At 71.0% G+C, this 1,275-nt stretch carries 1 protein-coding gene; it reads left to right on the forward strand.

Annotated elements, in window-relative coordinates; translation table 11 throughout:
* Window positions 1-1,141, forward strand: a 1,141-nt coding sequence (locus ACFPOB_RS31000) for a calcium-binding protein (protein WP_377801976.1), incomplete at its 5' end; no start/stop codon positions are given.
* Window positions 1,142-1,275 lie beyond the last annotated feature (134 nt).

Here is a 1,275-nt window from a genome sequence, read left to right on the forward strand (position 1 = left end):
CATCCTCGCCGGTTCTGGCGACGACGTTGTGTCTGCGGGCGGCGGCGATGACGTGGTCGATGGCGGCGAGGGCGACGACGAGCTCGCCGGCGAGGATGGCGACGACGTGCTCAAGGGCGGCGCGGGCGATGACGCGCTGCTCGGCGGGACCGGCAACGACACTCTGATCGGCGGCGCGGAGGACGACCTGCTCGACGGCGGCGCCGGCCTCGACACCGCCGACTACTCCGGCGACAGCGCCGGCGTCACCGTCGACCTCGCCGCCGGCACGGCCGAGGGCGCGGCGATCGGCGAGGACGAACTCGTCTCGATCGAGACGGTGATCGGCGGCGCCGGCAACGACATCCTGATCGGCGATGGCGGCGACAACCGCTTCGTCGGCGGCGCCGGCAACGACGTCATCGACGGCAAGGCGGGCGTCGACACGCTCGACCTCTCGGCGGCGACCGGCCCGGTCAGCGTCGACTTCGCGGCGGGGCGGGTCTCCGGCGCCGGGATCGGCACCGACAGCTTCCGCAACATCGAGAAGCTGCTGTTCGGAGCGGGCGACGACAGCGTCACTGGCGGCAACGGCAATGACGCGCTCGACGGCGGCGCCGGCAACGACAACCTCAAGGGCGGGGCCGGCAATGACAGCCTCGCGGGCGGCGTGGGCAATGATGTGCTCGACGGCGGCTCGGGCGACGATGGGGTGCTGGGCGGCGACGGCAACGACGTCGTCAAGGCCGGCTCCGGCAACGACCGGGTCGAGGGCGGCGAGGGCGACGATGCGATCGATGCCGGCTCGGGCGACGACGCCGTGCTCGGCGGCGCCGGCCGCGACGTGATCGATGCCGGCTCCGGCGACGACCGCATCGAGGGCGGCGCCGGCGACGATACGCTCACCGGCGGCTCGGGCCATGACGCCTTCGTCTTCGCCGCCGGCTTCGGCAAGGACACGATCGGCGACTTCAAGACCTCCGGCTCCAGCTCGGACATGCTGGAGTTCTCGGTCGGCGTCTTCGCCGATTTCGAGGCGGCGATGGAGGCAGCCGAGCAGAGCGGCGCCGATACCGTCTTCTCGATCGACGCCGACACCACCTTGACCCTCAAGGGTGTCCAGCTCGCCAGCCTCGCCCAGGACGATTTCCGCTTCGTCTGAGCCAAAACGCCCCCACACAAACCGAGGGCGCCCGAAAAGGCGCCCTCGGCAGATCGAGTGCGCTTCCCCTCATCGCGCTCGCGCCCTCGGGCAACAGATGAGGGATTCGGTCTCGATCTGAAAAAGGCTTTGCC

Origin of the sequence: Allobosea eneae, assembly GCF_042657265.1 — a bacterium.
Taxonomy (GTDB): Bacteria; Pseudomonadota; Alphaproteobacteria; order Rhizobiales; family Beijerinckiaceae; genus Allobosea; species Allobosea eneae.